We start from the raw sequence: 19,081 nt of genomic DNA, 5'->3' as shown, positions 1-19,081 counted from the left end.
GATGAGGAGAACGGAGCGTTATCGTGTTAAAGGGGCAAACTCATTATGGCATATGTATGACACTGTATCGTTTTGGAAAGTAGCGAAATGTTTTACCATTATAACCATTGGACGATTCACACCATTTCTTCGTTTAAAAAACTGGCTGTATCGTACATTTTTAGGGATGAAGATTGGCGACAAAACATCGCTTGCCTTGATGGTGATGCCTGATACGATGTATCCTGAACGGATTTCAATTGGTAATAATACGGTTATCGGTTTTAATACGACGATTTTGGCCCATGAATATTTAATTGAAGAGTATCGACTTGGGGATGTTGTCATTGGTCATCATGTAATGGTTGGTGCCAATTCGACTATTTTGCCAGGTGTTGAAATTGGGGATGGTGCCATCGTGTCGGCTGCCACGCTTGTTCATCGCGATGTGCCACCAGGTTGTATGGCAGGCGGAAATCCGATGCGCATCATTTATACTGCTGAACAAATGGCAGAACGAAAAAAATTAGATAACCCGAAGTGGGAGAATGAATGAATCGGCTAAATCCAATATTTTGGATTTAGCTGATTTTTTTAGTAGATAGGAACATATAAGTTTGACGGATATCAACCAAGATAAGACATCATCTTGACCAAAATAGGTCGAGATGATGTCTTTCTAATAGTGTATAATAGGAAAATATATATCAGAAAATTGGGTATAGTTAAGTTTTTGTGAATTTATTGACTAAATACTCTAATAGCAGTAAAATACTTTCATACATTAGTAATTTACCACTCTAGTACGTTAAAGTAAAATGTTTAGGATGTGTCAAAATGTCATCGATTAAAATGTTCGAAAAACCACTTGGGATGCGCGATACATTCCCACAAATTTATGAAAAATTAGAGCAAGTACGTGAGACAGGGCGCGAATTATTGCGCAGTCGCGGCTATGAATTTATTAAAACGCCAACTGTCGAGTATTACGATACGGTCGGTAAGGCGTCTGCGATTCATGATGCAACATTATTTAAATTGGTGGATAGTCAAGGAAGTACATTAGTGTTACGACCAGATATGACAACACCGATTGCACGTGTAGTAACCTCAAAATTATTAAAAGAAAAAATCCCACAACGTTTAGCTTATTTCGAAAATGTTTTCCGTGCACAGCAGCTAGAAGGTGGTCGACCTGCAGAGTTCGAGCAAATGGGGATTGAATTAATTGGGGACAACTCCGTTTTTGCGGATGCAGAAGTGATTATGACAGTGATCGAATTAGTAAAAGCATACGGCATTGAATCGTTCAAAATTACGATTGGTCATGCGGGTGTACTAAGCTGTATTTTAAAAGATTATACAGAAAGCGTAGAGCAAGCGGAGAAATTAAATGAACTGCTTGTACAACGGAATTATGTAGGCTTTGAAGAAGCCGTACTCACATTTGATTTACCAAAAACAAAATCAGATGCACTACTCGATTTTATTGAGGAAGCATTAAGCCTATCTTCTATTGAAGATATTGAAAAATATGTGCGTAAAAATGACGCATTAGAATATATGCAAAAGTTATGGGAATTACTCGCTTTAGCTGGCGTTGAACAATATATTGCGTACGATTTTACATTATCAAGTCATATGAATTATTACACGGGGATGTTATTTGAAGTATTTGCTTCTGGTAGTGGCTTCCCATTAGGGAATGGTGGTCGCTATGACGGATTGCTTGCGCATTTTGGTTCGACTGTAGGAGCAACAGGCTTTGGTTTACGTGTCGATCGTTTACTCGAAGCCATGCCACGTCAGGAGATTGAAAACGTGACAGCGCTTGTATTATTTGAACCGATAGCATTTAAACAAGCATTAGCTCAAGCAGCACGATTACGCGAGCAATATCGCCGTGTGACGCTACAATCAACAGTCGGTCTAGAAAATGTAGAAGCATTTAAAGAGCAGTTCCAAGAAGTTGTGTACTTCTCTGGGCAGGAGGAACAAATATGAGTGAATTAACAATCGCAATGCCTAAGGGGCGCATTTTCGAAGAAGCATATGAAATGCTATTAGAAGCAGGCTTTAATTTACCAGAGGAAGTAGAGATGTCACGGAAGTTGATGATTGAAATTCCGGAAGAAAAAATTCGCTTCATTTTAGCAAAACCAATGGATGTACCCGTTTATGTAGAGCATGGCGTAGCAGATATTGGAATCGCAGGTAAGGACGTGTTGTTAGAGCAACGTCGTACAGTGCATGAGCTATTAGATTTGAAAATTAGTGAGTGCTATATTGCCTCAGCAGGTTTACCAAATACGACGATGAATGAAATTGCACCACGTATTGCAACAAAGTATCCAAATATCGCCACGAAATACTATAAAGGGATCGGGGAGCAAGTAGAAATTATTGAGTTAAATGGTTCAATTGAGCTTGCGCCGATGATCGGCTTAGCAGATCGCATTGTCGATATTGTATCGACAGGGCGTACGTTAAAAGAGAACGGGTTAGTCGAGTACGAGCACATTACGGATGTCTCCTCTCGTTTAATTGCCAATCCGGTTAGTTACCGCATGAAAAGTGAGCGTATTCAAGACCTCGTGTCGCGCTTAAAAAAATGTGTGAATTAGGGGGAGGGGATCATATGAATATTACAACGTTAACAAGTGATATTTCGTTAAAACGTCAGCTTGAAAGTGGCAACGAGGAGCAATTGAAAACGGTACGTCAAGTCATTGCGGATGTACGTGAACATGGTGATGCGGCCATTCGCATGTATAGCGAAAAATGGGATGGTTTTGCACCGAAAAATTTACGCGTCACAGCAGAGGAAATCGAAGAAGCGGTAAAAGGATTTGACGAACAGCTTTACAATGATCTTGCTGAAGCGGCAGCCAATATTCGCCTCTATCATAGCGCCCAAAAACGTACGGGCTATGAACTACCATTAGCGGATGGTTCTTGGCTTGGCCAGCGGATTACACCACTTGATGCAGTTGGGTTATATGTCCCAGGCGGTTCAGCGGCCTATCCATCGTCTGTTTTAATGAATGTCATTCCAGCACAAGTAGCGGGCGTAAAGCGCATTGTCATTACATCCCCTGCTGGACGTGACGGAAAGCTGCCAGCAGCGGTGCTTGTCGCAGCACATATTTTAGGTGTGACAGAAATGTATAAAGTAGGCGGTGCACAAGCGATTGCCGCACTTGCATATGGCACAGAGACGATTACACCGGTTGATAAAATTACAGGACCAGGCAATATTTTTGTTGCGCTAGCCAAACGAGAAGTGTTTGGTGAAGTGGCAATTGATATGATTGCAGGGCCATCCGAAATTTGTGTATTAGCAGATGAGACAGCCTATGCCGATGAAATTGCGGCTGATTTATTATCACAAGCAGAGCATGATGCATTAGCGTGTGCCGTGTTAATTACAACAAGTGATGCGTTAGCAGAGGCAGTAGCAGAGGAAGTAGAAAAGCAACTGAAGTCACTGCCGCGTGAGGCGATTGCTCGTCAATCCATTGAAAAGTTCGGGCAAATTTATGTAGCAGAATCACTAGAGGAAGCGATTCGTGCCGTCAATTCTTTAGCACCAGAGCATTTAGAGGTTGTGACAGATAAGGCAGTGGAAGTGGCAGAACGCATTACACATGCAGGTGCTATTTTTATCGGCCGCTATAGCTCAGAACCAGTGGGCGACTATTTTGCAGGGACAAATCACGTTCTGCCAACAAATAGTACAGCACGTTTTGCGAGTGGATTAAATGTAGATGATTTTATTAAACGCACGAGCGTTGTTTATTATAGTGAAAAAACATGGGCACAAAATGCACCAAAAATTGCCCGTCTAGCGCGTCTAGAAGGATTAGAAGGTCACGCACGAGCAGTTGAGTCGCGCGGCTGGGATAAAGGAGAAGAATAAAAATGGGAGCACGTTTTGCAAAAATCGCTCGTAATACGAATGAAACGAAAATCGAGGTAGAGCTGAATTTAGACGGTTCAGGTCAGGCGGAAATTCAAACAGGTGTCGGCTTTATGGACCATATGCTTGATTTATTTATTAAGCATGGCTTATTTGATGGGAAAATTATTGCGAATGGTGATACTTGGATTGATGATCATCACACAACAGAAGATATTGGCATTGTACTTGGCCAAGTATTCCGAGAGGCCCTAGGCGATAAAAAAGGCATTAAGCGTTACGGAAATATGTTCGTTCCGATGGACGATGCATTAGCACATGTTGTAGTCGACTGCTCTAATCGTCCGCATTTAGAATATCGTGTCGTCCCACCATTGAATGCTAAAGTAGGTACATTTGATACAGAATTAGTCTATGAATTTTTATGGAAGTTTGCGCTAGAGGCACGTATTAATCTACATGTTAACGTTCCTTATGGTCATAATACACATCATATTATTGAAGCTATCTTTAAGGCATTAGCACGCGCACTAGATGAGGCCGTACAAATTGATCCACGTGTGAAAGGTGTACCGTCAACGAAAGGACTGTTAACGTAACGTGAAAATTGGTGTAATTGATTATGGAATGGGCAATTTATTTAGCGTTGAACAAGCATTAAAACGTTTAAATGCAGAGGTCATTGTAACGAGTGATATGGAAACACTACGTGCAGCAGATGCGCTTGTACTCCCAGGTGTCGGTGCCTTTCCAGATGCGATGAAACGCCTTGAAGAAACAGGGTTAATTCATTTCATTAAAGAAACAAAGCAACCACTTTTAGGAATTTGTTTAGGGATGCAGTTAATGTTTGAGGAAAGTGAAGAAGTATCGCCAACAAAAGGTCTAGGCATCTTTAAAGGGAGTATAAAACGTTTTACGAATGTATCGCGTATTCCGCATATGGGCTGGAATGAGCTTGTATTAGCTCAAACGCCGGAGTGGCTTACAGGAAAAACGTTACCGAGTGAGCGCCACGTTTATTTTGTGCACTCATTTTATGCTACTAATATGGCACAAGAAGAGCTTGTCGCTTCAGCAGATTATGAAGGGGTACAAGTACCAGGAATCGTTGCAAGTGGTAATTTCACAGGTATGCAATTCCACCCTGAAAAATCAGGTCCGTTCGGAGTGTTTTTACTACGTGAATGGTTACGAGAAGTGGGGGCGACAGTATGTTAACGAAACGAATTATTCCGTGTCTTGATGTAAAAGAAGGTCGTGTTGTCAAAGGGGTACAGTTTGTCGAGCTACGTGATGCAGGTGACCCAGTAGAACTCGCGAAATTCTATGATGAGCAAGGTGCAGATGAGCTCGTATTTTTAGATATTTCAGCATCTCACGAAGGCCGTGAAACGATGGTCGATGTCGTACGCCAAACAGCGAGTGCTTTAGCGATTCCATTCACAGTAGGTGGCGGTATTCGTACACTGGACGATATGAAACGTATTTTACGTGCAGGGGCAGATAAAGTATCGGTAAATACTTCTGCTTTAGAGCGTCCAGCACTCATTAAAGAAGGTTCTGACTATTTTGGTGCACAATGTATTGTTTGTGCAATTGATGCGCGTTACTCTGAAGAAGATGGTACATGGATGGTATATACACATGGTGGACGTAATAAAACAGAGTGGAAAGCTGTAGACTGGGCGAAAGAAGCAGTACGTTTAGGGGCTGGGGAAATTTTACTCACGAGCATGAATCAAGATGGTGAGAAATCCGGCTTTGATTTAGGCTTAACAAAAGCAGTGCGAGACGCTGTTACTGTGCCAGTCATTGCAAGTGGTGGTGCTGGAAATGCAGAACATTTCCGTGAAGTACTGCAAGATGTGGATACAGACGCAGCACTTGCGGCATCAATTTTCCATTATAAAGAAACGAGTGTAGCAGAAGTAAAAAGCTACTTAAAAGAAAAAGGAGTACACGTGCGATGAACGTTAAATTTGACGAACAAGGGTTAATCCCAGCGGTTGTGCAAGACGCACAATCAAAAGAAGTGCTAACAGTTGCCTATATGAATGAAGAGTCTTTACAAAAAACAATCGAAACAGGCGAAACGTGGTTTTACTCTCGTTCGCGTCAAGAGCTTTGGCATAAAGGTGCAACAAGTGGCAACACACAAAAGGTTGTCTCAATTAAAGCAGACTGTGATCAAGATGCATTAGTAGTGGAAGTCCTTCCTGCTGGTCCAGCATGCCACAATGGTACAACTTCTTGCTTTACTGAGGCGATTGTAGAAAACGAACGTCCAGGTTCAGTAGCGATTTTACCACAACTGGTAGAAGTCATTAAACAACGTGAAATCGATATGCCAGAAGGTGCGTACACTACATATTTATTCGAAAAAGGGATCGATAAAATTTGTAAAAAAGTCGGTGAAGAAGCAACAGAGGTTGTCATCGGGGCTAAAAATCGTGATACAGAAGAAGTAAAATGGGAAGCAGCCGATCTTCTTTACCACCTACTCGTCCTCCTACAAGAGCAAAAGGTAGATGTATACGAAGTATTAGAAGTCCTTCAAAAACGCCATGAAGGTAAAAAATAAAAGCAGATAACGCTTTTTTCTGCGTCGAAAGGCGACAGCCGTCAGACGCAAAAGGTAGATGTATACGAAGTATTAGAAGTCCTTCAAAAACGCCATGAGGGGAAAAAATAAAAGCAGGTAACGTTTTTTCTCTACGTCAAAAGGTGTTAGTCGTTACAATATAAAAAATTAGAACATAAAGGCAGAAGTAGCCGCTTTTTAAACTGTTTGTGCTATAATAGAGAACAACTATGAGGAACGTGTCAGACGTTCCTTATTTTATGTTTCGGAGGAAATATTGTTGGAAAATAAACGTGAAATCAGTAAAAAAAGTAATGTCGTATCGTTTATTCCAAACGGTGACTATTATTATCAAAAAGCACTAACAGCCTTAGAACGTGATCAATTAGATAAGGCGTATAAATATATTCAACGGGCTGCAGAACTTAGTCCGGATGACGGGCTTATATTAATGCAATACGGCATGCTTGAAATGGAATTGCAAAATTTTGAACATGCGCATGAATTAATTCATACTGCGTATCATCTAGATCCAAATGAGCCGGAAATTGTTTTTATGCTCGCGGAAGTATCCGGCTGTATAGGGATGGTTCATGATGCTAAAAAATATGCATTGATGTATTTAGATATGGAACCACAAGGTATGTACGCTATGGAAGCGAATGAAATTTTAGACTTTGTGGAACTAGAAACAGAAACGCTCGAACACTTAGAAGAACATGATGCTGAAAAAATGGTTGGACAAGAAAAAGCAAGAAGACTAATGGAAAAAGGCGATTTTGCTCAAGCTATTGAAGTGTTAGAGGAATTAATTGAGCAGTTCCCAGATGCTTGGCCAGCGTATAACAATTTATCACTGGCTTATTTCTATATTGGTGAAGCGGAAGAGGCGCATGCCTTATTAAATCATGTATTAAGAGAAAATCATGGGAATTTACACGCGTTATGTAATTTAGCTGTATTTGCGTACTATCAAAAAAATGAACAAGAGCTAAATGACCTGTTACAAATTTTAACGAAGATTCAGCCATATGAATGGGATAATCGCTATAAACTTGGTGCAACATTAGCATTAATTGGGCAATATGAGGTAGCGTACAAATGGTTACGTTCTATGAATAAACGCGGCTATGAAGGAGATCCTGGTTTTTATTTTTGGCTAGCACAATCTGCTTATTTCTCCGGCCAGGAGGATGTGGCCAAGCAAGCGTGGAAGCAACTACTCAAACTAGATCCTACGAAGGAAGGGTTTGAACCGTGGATACATGATGAGAGTAAAGGGAATTCACTTGAAAATAGCCGTGAGATTATTATTGATAAAGTGAATAGCAACTTTACATCTGAACGCTTATTTGGCTTTTTCTTGCTAAAGCGCTCTGCCCATAAACAAGAAATTATTGCGCACCCGAAATGGATTGATGTTGCAAATTATAATGAAGTAGAAAAGCTATGTTTAGCCTATGCGCTTGGTCATGCGTTCAGCGCCAAAAGAAAAGGGGAGCTCCCTATTTTACGGGCGATGGAAGTAGCGGAACTCATTACACAAAAATATGGCGCTATTCATTTTGAAGCAATACATGTTTTACAGCTATGGTTTGCCTTATTTGAACTAGCCATTGAAGCGAACTATCCGTTTAGAAATGTGAAAGCATTAGCCGCTGCAGTCGAGTATATGTTCCATTCAGCGATGGATGAAAAAGTAACAAAAAAACAATTTGCTGAGAAGTATGAGACTACTGTCGCAACATTGACAAAATACTGTGATGAACTAATGGATTTTGTCCCAACTAGCGTATAAGCTTATAACCAGTAAATTCCTAAACATATATTATCATTTGAGTAACCGTTGCTTTCCGCTACGGCACTCGCTTTCCACGGGCGAGCATCAAGCCTCCTCGTCACTCATGCTTCGCTCCTGCGGGGTCTTGATTGTCTCGCTTTTCCCGTAGGAGTCTCGTGCCTTCGCTACAAGCAACTATTGTTCAATACAATAATTAGTTGCTCAAAATTAATGAAAAATTTTCATTGATGAAAGTAGAGGCTGGGCAATTATACTTGTAAATAGAAAGAAATGGATTTCTTTTAGAGAAGAGAAATGTTTTTCTAGCATATCGAGAAGTATTCACTTTTTGCCGTAGTGCGCCATAGCCACAGGAGCCAAGATTTTCTTTGCGACGAAAGCGCAAGCGTCAGGAGCAGGAGCAGGAGATCCAAACAGGCCACAAGCCTGTTTTAGCTCCTGTGTAGGCTGTGGCAAAGCGCGGAGGCTACGATTACGCTTTAGTTTAATATCTTTTATTTTCATACTGGTATTTTTACTCATTAAGCGTATAAGCATATTTATTGAAACGATTAAAAATATCGCATACGATATAAATGTGAGAAGTGGTAGAGGAGGTCTTTTAAAATGGCAGAAGAAAAAATTTATGACATAGTAATTATTGGTGCAGGTCCTGCAGGATTAACAGCGGCGGTGTATACATCGCGTGCAAATCTTTCTACACTAATGTTAGAGCGCGGCATTCCAGGTGGTCAAATGGCCAACACAGAGGAAGTAGAAAACTATCCTGGTTTCGATACGATTTTAGGACCAGAGCTTTCAACAAAAATGTTTGAACACGCGAAAAAATTTGGTGCTGAGTATGCTTATGGTGATGTATCGGAAATTATTGATGGTGAAGAATATAAAACACTTATTGTTGGTAAAAAACAATACAAAGCACGCGCCATTATTATTTCAACAGGTGCAGAATATAAAAAGATGGGTGTTCCAGGTGAAAAAGAGCTTGGTGGCCGAGGCGTAAGCTATTGTGCCGTATGTGACGGTGCATTCTTTAAAGGAAAAGAATTAGTCGTAGTAGGTGGTGGCGACTCAGCGGTAGAAGAAGGTGTGTACTTAACACGCTTTGCGGAAAAAGTAACGATTGTTCACCGACGCGATAAGCTACGTGCACAAAAAATCTTACAAGACCGCGCATTTGCGAATGAAAAAATTGACTTCATTTGGAATGCAACCGTAAAAGAAATTCACGAAGTAGATGGCAAGGTAGGTGGCGTGACACTTGTATCTACGGTCGATGGTTCCGAATCTGAATTTAAAACAGACGGCGTATTCGTTTACATCGGTCTGATACCATTAACAGGCTCATTTGCGAATTTAAATATTTTAAATGAAAATGGCTATATCGTAACGAATGAAAAAATGGAAACAGCCGTGCCAGGCATCTTTGCCGCAGGAGATGTTCGTGATAAAATGTTACGTCAAATCGTAACTGCTACAGGCGATGGCAGTATTGCAGCCCAAGCAGCTCAGCTCTATGTAGAAGAGTTAAAAGAGAAGTTGAACGGATAAATTGGTTCAATACCAAAATATGTTCTTGATTAAAAAATGTAGGATTCTAAAAGCACATGAAGTGAAGGGCGGTGACTCCAGCGGGAAAAGCGGTAGAAGAACAAAGGCTAAAATCGTCACGTCCTGTGACAATTTATCTGCGCGAAAGCGGAGCGACAGGAGCACCGAAGAATGAGCGACGAGGAGGCTCGACCTCGCCCGCGGAAAGCGTCCGCCCGTAACGGAATGTGCGGTCAAGTACACGTTTTGGTGAAGATTCTATAAATTAACGATACCTTAATAGTATTGTAACTTTTACGAAACAAATAAGGGATATAATAGAAAATGTAAAAACTGCTTACCACAGTTGTTTTTCATAATTGTTTTATTCCCCTTTTATATCTTTTTAGGTTGTTTGAACGGCAAGAGCCCGAAAAACAACCTCTTTTTTGTGTGTACATTAAAGGCACGTTATAATGGAGAAAAGATTAAGAAGATTAGAGGTGTTAGCCAATGCAAAGAATCGCAAATTTATTAGCTATACAAGGGAATGAAGTTTTATTGTTACAAAAGCCGAGACGTGGTTGGTATGTGGCCCCTGGTGGCAAAATGGAGAGCGGAGAATCGATTTATGAAGCGGCTATTCGTGAGTTTCAAGAGGAAACAAATGTAACGCCTCATGATGTGCATTTAAAAGGCGTCTATACAATGGTCATTAAAAACAATGAACGCGTTGTGGATGAGTGGATGCTGTACACATTTATAGCGAAAAAGGTAGAAGGAACAATCTTTAAAGAAACACGTGAAGGCAAACTTGCATGGCACTCAATCGAAAGCTTAGAAACGTTTCCGATGGCACAAGGAGATCGAACGAATTTATTATTTGCGGCTTATCAAAAAGGAATCCAATATGGTACGTTTGAGTATACAGAGGATTTTGAGCTAATTAGTGAAAAGATTCAGTCGTCAATGGAATAGTAAAAGAGGAGAGAAGAAAACGTGAGCAATCATCAGCACTATACACATGAATTAGTTATTATTACAGGGATGTCTGGAGCGGGGAAAACGGTTGCGGTACAAAGTTTTGAAGATTTAGGTTACTACTGTGTAGATAATTTACCTCCTGAATTATTAACGACGTTTTTAGCATTAATGAGAAATTCAGATAAAAAGATTTCACGCATTGCGGTTGTGATGGATTTACGCGGTCGTGAGTTTTTTGACTCTATGGTAGATGCGCTCGATGCACTGGAAAGAGAAGAAGATATTACCCCACATATTCTGTTTTTAGATGCGGATGATGAAACACTAGTACGTCGTTATAAAGAGTCTCGTCGTTCGCATCCATTAGCGCCGATTGGTTTACCGCTTACAGGAATTAACCAAGAGCGTGACATGCTAGGGGAAGTAAAGGGACGAGCTAAAACAGTCTTTAATACTTCTAAAATGAAACCACGTGAACTTCGGGAGCGCATTGCTTTGGAGTTTTCTCATACAAGCACGCCCATGTTTTCAGTGAATGTGATGTCATTCGGCTTTAAACACGGCATGCCAATCGATGCGGACCTTGTTTTTGATGTGCGCTTTTTAAAAAATCCTTACTATGTGGAAGAGCTTCGTCATAAAACAGGTTTACAGACGGAAGTATCTTCCTATGTTTTGGCGACAGATGAAACACAAGCACTCATTGCAAAGCTAACAGATTTATTTCAATTTATGATTCCGCATTATAAAGCGGAAGGAAAGTCCCAGTTAGTCATTGCATTTGGTTGTACGGGTGGTCAACATCGCTCTGTTACATTAGCAGAATACTTTGGGAAATTACTAGGGCATACAGAACAGACAGTGATTACACACCGAGATATTCAACATAGTTATAAAAAGGAATAACTGAATAAACTATTAAGATGAAAGGGTGATGTAATGCGAAAAAAGAAGAAGCGTATTGTCGTAATCGGTGGAGGAACAGGGCTTTCAACGGTGCTACGCGGTTTAAAAACACATCAATTTGATATTACGGCCATTGTTACTGTAGCGGATGACGGTGGCTCCTCTGGTCGACTGCGCGATGATTATGACATTCCACCACCAGGAGATGTACGCAATGTCATTGCAGCTTTATCTGATGTAGAGCCATTAGTGGAGCAAATGTTTCAATATCGATTTACTAACTCGAATGATTTAGGGGGACATTCGCTAGGTAATTTAATGCTGACGGCTTTAACAGATATTACGGGTGATTTTAGTTATGCGATTGCTGAAATGAGCAAAGTATTAAACGTGCACGGTAAAGTGATTCCAGCAGCGAATAAAAAAGTAACATTGCATGCAGAGTTGGAAGACAGTACTTGCATCCAAGGGGAGTCGCGCATTCCAGGAGCAACCGTCCCCATTAAACGGGTATTTTTAACACCAGAAGATGTGCAGCCATTACCAGCAGCGATTCATGCAATCAATAAGGCAGATGTCATATTAATTGGTCCTGGTAGTCTTTATACGAGTATTATTCCTAATTTGCTAGTAAAAGCGATTGGCGAAGCGGTCGTCAAAGCAAAGGCGAAGAAAATTTACATTTGCAATTTAATGACGCAACGTGGTGAAACAACAGGTTATACAGCGTCCCGACATATTGAGGCTATTCACCAGCATGTGGGGACAGCGTTTATGGAAGTCATTTTAATTAACAAAGATGCATTACCACAAAGTGTAATGGAAAGTTATAAAGAAGAAAATGCAGTGCCTGTACAGTTTGATATTGAACGTTTACAGGCATTAGGCCTTGAAGTCTTTAAAGAAGAAATTGCCATGATTGAAAACGGCGCTGTTCGTCATCATGCAGTAAATGTTGCGAGCTGGTTATGTAATTATGTAGAACAAATGGAGCGAGAATAAGCAAGATTATCGCAAACATATGGTATGATAGTGCATACATATTGTGTAAGAAAGGGGGATAATCACATGTCATTTGCTTCAGAAACAAAAAAAGAATTAACACAAGTGGATGCAGATGATCTCAGCTTGAAGGCAGAACTATCCGCCCTCATTCGAATGAATGGCTCGCTTAGCTTTGCGAATCGTCAACTTAGCTTAGATGTGCAAACGGAGAATGCAGCGATTGCGAGACGATTATATACGATTGTTAAAAAATTGTATACGTATAATGTAGAGCTACTAGTACGAAAAAAAATGCGTCTGAAGAAAAATAATGTATATATTTGCCGTGTTCGTGAAGGGGCAAAAGAATTGCTAACCGATTTATACATCATTTCGGATGATTTTCAATTTCATCATACGATTGAAAAGAAACTTGTTCCAAAAAATAATCAAAAGCGTGCCTACTTACGTGGGGCCTTTTTAGCAGGTGGATCTGTCAATAATCCAGAAACATCTGCCTATCATTTAGAAGTCTACTCACTGTACAAAGAGCACGGTGAGGCACTAGCAGACTTAATGAATGAATATCATTTGAATGCAAAAACAATTGAACGTAAAAAAGGCTTTGTCACGTATTTAAAAGAAGCAGAAAAAATTTCTGATTTTCTTAGTTTAGTGGGAGCCCATCAAGCGATGTTAAAATTTGAAGATGTGCGTATTGTACGTGATATGCGTAACAGTGTAAATCGTATTGTCAATTGTGAAACCGCTAATTTAAACAAAACGATTGGTGCAGCACTCCGTCAAGTAGAAAATATACGTTTTATCGAAAATACAATTGGATTAGACCAATTACCAGAAAAATTGCGTGAAATTGCGCGGCTTCGAGTAGAATACCAAGACGTCACATTGAAGGAACTAGGCGAAATGGTGTCTACCGGTGTTGTAAGCAAATCGGGCGTGAATCATCGCCTGCGAAAAATTGACGAAATTGCCGCTGCGTTACGTCGAGGAGAACAAGTGGAAAATTAAAGAGTTACATATAGGCACTCTGATGTTTTTTATAAATAATTAAATGGTTCAATACTAGAATCTGTTCTTGATATTGATCTAAAAGCACATGCAGTGAAGGGCGGCGACTCCTGCGGGAATAGCTTGAGCTGAAGACCCCGCAGACGAGCATTTGCGAGTCGAGGAGGCTGAAGCCAAGCCCGCGGAAAGCGTCCGTCCGTAACGGAATGTGCGGTCAAGTACACATTTTGGTAAAGAGCCTAATTAAATTTAGGACTTCATCTCAACTTAATTTTAGTTCAAGATGTATAGCTCTAAAAGAAAATGATAACGATTTCATCAGGAAGCGTTGTTCTTTTTCAGTGTTTTCGCTAAGATAGAAATAAATGGATGCACGGTTGTGAAAGGGAGTTTTGCTAATGGTTGAAAACCAAGTACAAGTAAAATTAAAATCAGGCTTACAAGCACGACAAGCAGCACTTTTCGTGCAAGAAGCGAATCGTTATAAGTCTGAGGTATATTTACAAAAAGATGAGAAAAAAGTAAATGCGAAGTCTATTATGGGCATTATGAGCCTAGCGATCGCAAAAGGTACGATGGTGACATTGATGGCAGATGGCGATGATGCTGAGATGGCCATTCAGGCACTGACAGCACTCATTCAACAAGAAGATTAAAAAGGGGGCGGAAAGTTTTTACTTTCTGCGCTTTTTTTCTATACACGTTAAAAAATATAAAAACGCCTGGCACAGCCAGGCGTTTAGTAGGTCTAATTTTATTTACGTTCGATAATATGATCAATTAAGCCGTATTCTTTAGCACGTTCTGCAGTCATGAAGTTATCACGATCTGTATCGCGAGCGATGATATCTAGCGATTGACCTGTTTTTTCAGACAGGATTGTATTTAATTTTTCGCGTAAGAATAAAATACGTTTAGCAGCGATTTCGATTTCCGTTGCTTGCCCTTGTGCACCGCCAAGTGGCTGGTGAATCATTACTTCTGCGTTCGGTAATGCAAAACGCTTACCTGGTTCACCTGCTGCAAGTAAGAAGGCACCCATAGATGCTGCCATACCGATACAAATTGTAGATACTTTTGGTTTAATGTAGTTCATCGTATCGTAAATCGCCATACCAGCTGTGATAGAGCCACCTGGTGAGTTAATGTAAAGCGTAATATCTTTATCTGAGTCTTCCGCTTCAAGGAATAATAATTGTGCAACGATTGAGTTTGCCACATTATCATCGATCGCGCTTCCTAATAAAATAATACGGTCTTTTAGTAGGCGTGAATAAATATCATACGCACGCTCTCCACGACTTGTTTGTTCAATAACTGTAGGGATTAAATTCATACAAAATATCCTCCTTTTAAAAAGGTAAATTCGAATGCTCAATGCTGATAAGGGAAGAACCCATCAGCTGTACCATTATCATACACATAATAGTCAAGGAAGGTCAAATATAAACTCTGACTTCTTTTAATAACTTTTAGCTCATAATGAGGAAATCCCTAAACATATATTAACATTTGGGTAACCGTTGCTTTCCGCTGCGGCACTCGCTTTCCACGGGCGAGATCAAGCCTCCTCGTCGCTCATCCTTCGCTCCTGCGGGGTCTTGATTGTCTCGCTTTTCCCGTAGGAAGCTTTGCTCTGTAGCGAAAGGCGCATGCCGTCAGCTACACTCTCGTGCCTCCGCTACAAGCAACTATCGTTCAATACAATAATCGGTTGCTCGAAAATAATGAAAGATTCTCATTGATTACAGAAAAGACTAGGTAGATTATACGTACAACTAGAAAGAAAATGATTTCTTTTAGAGATGGAGAATACTTTTTAGCATATTGAGAATTATTCACCTTTTGCCGTAGCGCGCCATAGCCACAGGAGCCAAGATTTTCTTTGCGACGAAAGCGTAGCGTCAGGAGCAGGAGATCCAAACAGAGGCCACGCCTGTTTTAGCTCCTGTGTAGGCTGTGGCAAAGCGCGGAGGCTACGACACCACTTTAGTTTAATTACCCTACTTATATTTTTAGGATGTATTTTTGCTCATTGCGAGTATTAACCTTCATTTACCAAGTTTAATAGTTGAAATGTTCACCTGTCATTTGTATAATGAATAAGTCATAGCTACTTTGCCCTCGTGGTTTAATGGATAAAACGCAAGATTCCGGTTCTTGAACTGGGGGTTCGATTCCCTCCGAGGGCGCCACTATAACATGTCAACCTTGTTTTGTATACAAGGTTTTTTTATTTGTCTGCTTCTTTTATACCTTCTCTTTAGCAACTGTTCAAAAAAAAGACAAAATTCGATAAAGAAATACTTTATTCTACATTAACTACTTGAAAAATCAAAAGATTATTAGTAAATTATTAAATGTTGTACTTAATTGCGAGTAGATACGTAAATTCAGCATGCTTTCATGAAATATGACATAATTTTTCTAGGTTGAATTGTAGCTATAGTCGCATATACTATCATGCCCATATTCGGGCACCATTTTACTGTTTCAATTATATATATGTTATAGCAACACCTGATTCTACATTCATAGTTTAGCAGCCTATGAATGTGCAGGGGAATGAGTAGGATAAAATGAAGATCACTGTACCGATTCCATTTTATCCTAAATTCATTCTTCTTAAACTATTTCTAACAAAATAATTCAAAGCTGGATTTGATGAAATAATAAATTGGGTTTTCATAATAGTCGTCACGAGAAGTGGCGGCTTTTTTGTTGCATAAAAATGAAAGGTAAATGATTTCCAATTGTATGGATTAACGAATAATTATTTGATTTTATCAATTTTTCTCGGTAAATTCGTTATAAAAATTCATCGATGTGAAAAAATAATCATTTTTTATAAAATTTCCTGTTGTATATAAATTCAGAACTTACTATAATGAGTAATATCAAAAATAGACAACAATTAACTGACAATTGAATGGGGAGGAATTGTATATGTTTAAAAAACCGTTATTTAAAATCGTAGCACCATTGGCAGCGGCATCGATGTTATTAGCTGCTTGTTCTGGAGATGAGGCAAAAAACTCTGAAGGTGGAGAAATCACAAAAATTGTGGCAGGGACAGAAGCAACATATGCGCCATTTGAATATTTAGATGATAAAGGGAATGTAGTCGGCTTAGACGCTCAAATTTTAGCGGCGATTGGTGAAGAAATGGGCGTTGAAACAGAAATCAAAAATGTTGGTTGGGACTCCATGATGAGCCAAGTAACAACAGGAGAAATTGATATGGGAGCGGCTGCCATCACGATTACAGATGAACGTTTAGAAACGTATGACTTTACAGAGCCATATTACGAAGCGTCTTTATTAATCGTGACGAAAGAAGATTCGAAGATTGAGTCATTTGAAGATTTAAAAGACAAAAAAGTATCTGTACAAATCAATACAACAGGTCATATCGCAGCGCAAGAATTACAAGGAGTTGCAAGCTCTAACATTTTAGCGTATGAAAACTTCTCAGTAGCATTAACGGAAGTATTAAACGGTTCTTCAGAAGCAGCAATTGGGGATAATGCTGTAATTTTAGAATACATTAAAAACAATCCAGATTCAGGATTAAAAGCAATCGAAGATGATTCATTTGAAGTAGATTACTTCGGTTTCATGGTGAAAAAAGGGAACAAAGAATTACTTGATTTATTAAACGAAGGATTACAAAAAATTAAAGATAACGGTAAATTAGCAGAAATTACAGGTACTGAAATCGAGTAAACTATAAATGGAGGTGTTTCAGATGGAGTTGTTTGATTTTTTCCGTTGGGACATAATCTGGAACTACCGTGAGCTATATCTTAAAGGTATTTGGGCAACAATTCTATTAACATTAAGTGGTTATGTCGGAGGGGTATTCCTCGGTCTATTCCTCGGACTTGGACAAATGTCAAAAAATAAACTGATTTACTGGCCATGTAAAATTTATGTCGATATATTCCGTGGCACACCGATGCTTGTACAATTATTATTAATTCACTTAGCGGTAATTCCAACGATCTTCGGTCATGCGATGAGTTGGTGGGTATCGGGTATTGTAGGATTAGTGTTAAATAGTGCAGCATACAATGCAGAAATTTTCCGCGCAGGGATCCAATCGATCGATAAAGGACAAATGGAAGCGGCCCGTTCACTTGGATTAACGCATACACAAGCGATGCGTAAGGTAATTTTACCGCAAGCATTCCGCCGTATGATTCCGCCACTTGGCAATGAGTTTATTGCATTATTAAAAGATTCATCGCTTGTGACAGTCATCGCAGGGGCAGAAATCTTATATGTAAGTAAAGTCGTAGCAGGAACGTATCAGCGTTTCTGGGAGCCGTATTTATTTGCAGCGTTCCTATATCTTGTCTTAACATATGCGGTAACGAAACTAATTGCATTTGTAGAAAAGCGTGTGAGTATTGAGTACACGCCACGTAAAAAGAAAGGGCGTGCCGAGACATGATTAAAGTAGAAAACCTACACAAATATTTCGGTAAGCTTGAAGTGTTAAAAGGTATCGATTATGAAATACACGAAAAAGAAGTTGTTTGTGTAATCGGACCATCTGGTTCAGGTAAAAGTACATTCCTTCGTTGCTTAAACTTATTAGAGGAAGTAACAGACGGAGCCATTTATATTGAGGGCGTAAAAATTAATGATCCAAAAACGAATATTAATGATATTCGTACGGAAGTAGGCATGGTATTCCAGCAATTTAATTTATTCCCGCATATGACGGTATTAGATAATATCACAATGGCCCCGATGCAAATTCGGAAAATGAGCAAAGCAGCGGCTGAAAAACTAGCATTAGAATTGCTAGATAAAGTAGGATTGCGTGCAAAGGCAGATAATTTCCCACAGCAACTGTCAGGTGGACAACAGCAACGTGTCGCCATCGCCCGTGCACTTGCGATGAAGCCGAAAGTCATCTTGTTTGATGAGCCGACATCAGCACTTGACCCAGAAATGGTAAATGAGGTGTTAGATGTCATGAAAGACTTAGCCAAAGAGGGCATGACGATGGTCGTCGTCACGCACGAAATGGGCTTCGCACGTGAAATGGGTGACCGTGTGCTCTTTATGGACGGTGGTTACATCATTGAAGAAGGGCATCCTGACGATGTATTTGGCAATCCACAACATGAGCGTACAAAAGCATTTTTAGGGAAAGTGCTAAAATAATGAAAAACATCAGCTTGCGAGATTTTATTGCAAGCTGATGTTTTTTTATGAACTAAGAAAATCCATTCAAGACGGGCGACTTGAATGGATTTTTTGTCGGAGAGTACAGTATAGGCTTACATAGATCATCGTATAATAAAGAACATCAACTTAAGGGGTTAAGATGTGTCCATTTATGGTGAGG

19 protein-coding genes and 1 tRNA gene are annotated in these 19,081 nt (G+C 39.8%); 19 read left to right on the top strand and 1 reads right to left on the bottom strand.

Translation table 11 applies throughout. From position 1 onward, the window contains the following. The first annotated feature begins 1 nt into the window (after position 1). From AAGS61_RS10975 to AAGS61_RS10905, 15 genes are all read left to right on the top strand, one after another. Positions 2–535 carry an acyltransferase gene (locus AAGS61_RS10975; RefSeq protein WP_391371425.1) on the top strand — a complete coding sequence of 178 codons (534 nt, stop codon included), beginning with the start codon at positions 2–4 and terminating at the stop codon, positions 533–535. 281 nt (positions 536–816) lie between these two features. After that, positions 817–1,983 (top strand): ATP phosphoribosyltransferase regulatory subunit, encoded by a 1,167-nt coding sequence (locus AAGS61_RS10970; protein WP_391371422.1) that lies wholly within the window; start codon positions 817–819, stop codon positions 1,981–1,983. Further along, positions 1,980–2,603 (top strand): ATP phosphoribosyltransferase, encoded by a 624-nt coding sequence (gene hisG / locus AAGS61_RS10965; protein ID WP_391371419.1) that lies wholly within the window; start codon positions 1,980–1,982, stop codon positions 2,601–2,603. The genes AAGS61_RS10970 and hisG overlap by 4 nt, the downstream gene beginning before the upstream one ends. 14 nt (positions 2,604–2,617) lie before the next feature. Continuing rightward, a complete protein-coding gene (gene hisD, locus AAGS61_RS10960) occupies positions 2,618–3,898 on the top strand; it encodes a histidinol dehydrogenase (protein ID WP_391371416.1) in 1,281 nt (426 codons plus the stop codon). A 2-nt stretch (positions 3,899–3,900) separates the two neighbouring features. Then, positions 3,901–4,497: an imidazoleglycerol-phosphate dehydratase HisB gene (gene hisB / locus AAGS61_RS10955; RefSeq protein ID WP_391371413.1), complete on the top strand. Its 597-nt coding sequence runs from the start codon at positions 3,901–3,903 to the stop codon at positions 4,495–4,497. A 1-nt stretch (position 4,498) separates the two neighbouring features. Next, a complete protein-coding gene (gene hisH / locus AAGS61_RS10950; protein WP_391371411.1) occupies positions 4,499–5,119 on the top strand; it encodes an imidazole glycerol phosphate synthase subunit HisH in 621 nt (206 codons plus the stop codon). Continuing rightward, on the top strand, positions 5,113–5,871 hold the full coding sequence (gene hisF / locus AAGS61_RS10945; RefSeq protein ID WP_391371408.1) for an imidazole glycerol phosphate synthase subunit HisF: 759 nt from the start codon (positions 5,113–5,115) through the stop codon (positions 5,869–5,871). Before hisH ends, hisF begins: the two co-directional genes overlap by 7 nt. Beyond that, positions 5,868–6,482 carry a bifunctional phosphoribosyl-AMP cyclohydrolase/phosphoribosyl-ATP diphosphatase HisIE gene (gene hisIE, locus AAGS61_RS10940; protein WP_391371405.1) on the top strand — a complete coding sequence of 205 codons (615 nt, stop codon included), beginning with the start codon at positions 5,868–5,870 and terminating at the stop codon, positions 6,480–6,482. Before hisF ends, hisIE begins: the two co-directional genes overlap by 4 nt. A 280-nt stretch (positions 6,483–6,762) precedes the next feature. Next, positions 6,763–8,280, top strand: a complete 1,518-nt coding sequence (locus AAGS61_RS10935) for a tetratricopeptide repeat protein (protein ID WP_391371402.1) — start codon at positions 6,763–6,765, stop codon at positions 8,278–8,280. Positions 8,281–8,889: 609 nt separating this feature from the next. After that, a complete protein-coding gene (gene trxB, locus AAGS61_RS10930; protein WP_391371399.1) occupies positions 8,890–9,834 on the top strand; it encodes a thioredoxin-disulfide reductase in 945 nt (314 codons plus the stop codon). 492 nt (positions 9,835–10,326) lie between these two features. Then, entirely contained in the window at positions 10,327–10,791 is a 465-nt protein-coding gene (locus AAGS61_RS10925; RefSeq protein WP_391371396.1) for an NUDIX domain-containing protein, read from the top strand. 21 nt (positions 10,792–10,812) lie between these two features. Next, on the top strand, positions 10,813–11,703 hold the full coding sequence (rapZ, locus tag AAGS61_RS10920; RefSeq protein ID WP_391371393.1) for an RNase adapter RapZ: 891 nt from the start codon (positions 10,813–10,815) through the stop codon (positions 11,701–11,703). Positions 11,704–11,736: 33 nt separating this feature from the next. Then, positions 11,737–12,705, top strand: coding sequence for a gluconeogenesis factor YvcK family protein (locus AAGS61_RS10915; protein WP_391371390.1), 969 nt, complete (start codon positions 11,737–11,739; stop codon positions 12,703–12,705). Between the two features lie 66 nt (positions 12,706–12,771). Further along, positions 12,772–13,719, top strand: coding sequence for a DNA-binding protein WhiA (gene whiA / locus AAGS61_RS10910; protein WP_391371387.1), 948 nt, complete (start codon positions 12,772–12,774; stop codon positions 13,717–13,719). Positions 13,720–14,117: 398 nt separating this feature from the next. Then, entirely contained in the window at positions 14,118–14,375 is a 258-nt protein-coding gene (locus AAGS61_RS10905) for an HPr family phosphocarrier protein (RefSeq protein ID WP_391371385.1), read from the top strand. Positions 14,376–14,473: 98 nt separating this feature from the next. Here AAGS61_RS10905 and clpP read toward each other — a convergent pair whose 3' ends face one another. Beyond that, positions 14,474–15,055 (bottom strand): ATP-dependent Clp endopeptidase proteolytic subunit ClpP, encoded by a 582-nt coding sequence (clpP, locus tag AAGS61_RS10900; protein WP_391371382.1) that lies wholly within the window; start codon positions 15,053–15,055, stop codon positions 14,474–14,476. 784 nt (positions 15,056–15,839) lie between these two features. Between clpP and AAGS61_RS10895 the strand changes: the two genes are divergently transcribed. The 4 genes from AAGS61_RS10895 to AAGS61_RS10880 all read left to right on the top strand — a co-directional run bounded on the left by AAGS61_RS10895 (position 15,840) and on the right by AAGS61_RS10880 (position 18,897). After that, positions 15,840–15,914: transfer RNA gene (locus tag AAGS61_RS10895), tRNA-Arg, on the top strand. Positions 15,915–16,665: 751 nt separating this feature from the next. Further along, the gene (locus tag AAGS61_RS10890) at positions 16,666–17,445 is read left to right on the top strand and encodes a basic amino acid ABC transporter substrate-binding protein (protein ID WP_391371380.1); all 780 of its coding nucleotides are present in this window, start codon (positions 16,666–16,668) and stop codon (positions 17,443–17,445) included. 22 nt (positions 17,446–17,467) lie between these two features. Further along, positions 17,468–18,175, top strand: coding sequence for an amino acid ABC transporter permease (locus AAGS61_RS10885; protein WP_391371378.1), 708 nt, complete (start codon positions 17,468–17,470; stop codon positions 18,173–18,175). Beyond that, a complete protein-coding gene (locus AAGS61_RS10880; RefSeq protein ID WP_391371375.1) occupies positions 18,172–18,897 on the top strand; it encodes an amino acid ABC transporter ATP-binding protein in 726 nt (241 codons plus the stop codon). The genes AAGS61_RS10885 and AAGS61_RS10880 overlap by 4 nt, the downstream gene beginning before the upstream one ends. The last annotated feature ends 184 nt before the right edge of the window (positions 18,898–19,081 follow it).

Origin of the sequence: Lysinibacillus sp. KU-BSD001, from assembly GCF_042920265.1 — a bacterium.
Classification (GTDB): Bacteria; Bacillota; Bacilli; order Bacillales_A; family Planococcaceae; genus Lysinibacillus_B.
The sequence above is the reverse complement of the archived record's forward strand: the minus strand, read 5'-3'. Positions and strand labels throughout refer to the sequence as shown.

Excerpts from the sequence above, each read along its gene's own strand:
- AAGS61_RS10975 (WP_391371425.1), top strand. The coding sequence starts at position 2 with ATGAGGAGAACGGAGCGTTATCGTGTTAAAGGGGCAAACTCATTATGG.
- AAGS61_RS10970 (WP_391371422.1), top strand. The coding sequence starts at position 817 with ATGTCATCGATTAAAATGTTCGAAAAACCACTTGGGATGCGCGATACA.
- hisG (WP_391371419.1), top strand. The coding sequence starts at position 1,980 with ATGAGTGAATTAACAATCGCAATGCCTAAGGGGCGCATTTTCGAAGAA.
- hisD (WP_391371416.1), top strand. The coding sequence starts at position 2,618 with ATGAATATTACAACGTTAACAAGTGATATTTCGTTAAAACGTCAGCTT.
- hisB (WP_391371413.1), top strand. The coding sequence starts at position 3,901 with ATGGGAGCACGTTTTGCAAAAATCGCTCGTAATACGAATGAAACGAAA.
- hisF (WP_391371408.1), top strand. The coding sequence starts at position 5,113 with ATGTTAACGAAACGAATTATTCCGTGTCTTGATGTAAAAGAAGGTCGT.
- hisIE (WP_391371405.1), top strand. The coding sequence starts at position 5,868 with ATGAACGTTAAATTTGACGAACAAGGGTTAATCCCAGCGGTTGTGCAA.
- trxB (WP_391371399.1), top strand. The coding sequence starts at position 8,890 with ATGGCAGAAGAAAAAATTTATGACATAGTAATTATTGGTGCAGGTCCT.
- AAGS61_RS10925 (WP_391371396.1), top strand. The coding sequence starts at position 10,327 with ATGCAAAGAATCGCAAATTTATTAGCTATACAAGGGAATGAAGTTTTA.
- AAGS61_RS10915 (WP_391371390.1), top strand. The coding sequence starts at position 11,737 with ATGCGAAAAAAGAAGAAGCGTATTGTCGTAATCGGTGGAGGAACAGGG.
- whiA (WP_391371387.1), top strand. The coding sequence starts at position 12,772 with ATGTCATTTGCTTCAGAAACAAAAAAAGAATTAACACAAGTGGATGCA.
- AAGS61_RS10905 (WP_391371385.1), top strand. The coding sequence starts at position 14,118 with ATGGTTGAAAACCAAGTACAAGTAAAATTAAAATCAGGCTTACAAGCA.
- clpP (WP_391371382.1), bottom strand. The coding sequence starts at position 15,055 with ATGAATTTAATCCCTACAGTTATTGAACAAACAAGTCGTGGAGAGCGT.
- AAGS61_RS10890 (WP_391371380.1), top strand. The coding sequence starts at position 16,666 with ATGTTTAAAAAACCGTTATTTAAAATCGTAGCACCATTGGCAGCGGCA.
- AAGS61_RS10885 (WP_391371378.1), top strand. The coding sequence starts at position 17,468 with ATGGAGTTGTTTGATTTTTTCCGTTGGGACATAATCTGGAACTACCGT.
- AAGS61_RS10880 (WP_391371375.1), top strand. The coding sequence starts at position 18,172 with ATGATTAAAGTAGAAAACCTACACAAATATTTCGGTAAGCTTGAAGTG.